1 protein-coding gene is annotated in these 1,077 nt (G+C 46.5%); it reads left to right on the forward strand.

The genetic code is table 11. The features are described 5' to 3' along the window. The coding region (locus A3762_RS13615) for a penicillin acylase family protein (RefSeq protein ID WP_197469257.1) at positions 1 to 1,077 on the forward strand (1,077 nt) is incomplete at both ends.

The following is a 1,077-nucleotide window of genomic DNA, read 5'->3' on the forward strand; positions in this document are numbered from 1 at the left end:
GCTTACCTGGCCTTCTGGTCGGGAGAAATAAAACACTGTCTTGGGGCGCAACCTATACCTTCGCAGATACCGTCGACAGCTGGATCGAAGACTGCAAAGAGGGGCAATACCGTGTTGAAGATGAGTGGTTTAAGTTCTCCCAGCGAGAGGAGCTAATTACTCGTAAAAAACACGCAGACCACCGCGAGACCTTCTACGAAAACCATCATGGTGTTCTTGATGGATTGCCCACCGAAACAGGGTATTACCTTGCAACGCATTGGGCGCCGGCTGAATCTGGCGCCACCACGCTAAATGCAGCATTCGCATTAAATAGCGTGAGCACCGTAGCCGAAGCACAAATACACTTGGGCGCGATTGAAAGCGCATGGAACTGGGTGATCGCAGATAGCCATGGCGACATTGGATATCAAATGTCAGGTCTGTGCCCGATCCGTGAAAATAACTGGAATGGTTTTGTACCTGGTTTAGGCTGGGACAAAAGCTACGACTGGAAAGGTTTTCATCCGATTGAAGATCTACCCAGAAGCTTTAATCCTGAATGCGGCTATTTTGTCACAGCAAATCAAGACTTGAATGAATTTGGCAAGACCTCCCCCATCAATATGCCAATGGCGGATCATCGCGCACGTCGTATTAACGACCTACTCTCGCAAAACGCAGAACAAGACTTATTAAGCACGCAAGCAATTCAGATGGATCTCTTTTCGCTTCAAGCGAAGGAGTTTATGGATGTACTCAAGCCAGTATTAGAGGAGAATTTTTCAGATCAGCCGCTCGCACAAAGCTTGCTGAATTGGGATCTCTGCTACGACAAAGACTCGATTGCGGCAAACCTATTTGAATGTTTCTACACCGAGCTTCGCCACCTTGTATTTCAAGACGAACAAATTAGCCCAGAACTCACCAAACACTTACGCGAACAAACCTGTTTATTTATCGACTTTTATCAAAACTTTGATCGCTGCTTACTTGAGCCAAGTTCAGTGTGGTATCAAGACAACAACCAAGCAGAATGTTTTAAACAGGCGTTTTTGAACGTGTGCACGCACTTTGAAGAACGAACGTGGGGTCAAA

The organism is Oleiphilus sp. HI0125, assembly GCF_001635355.1.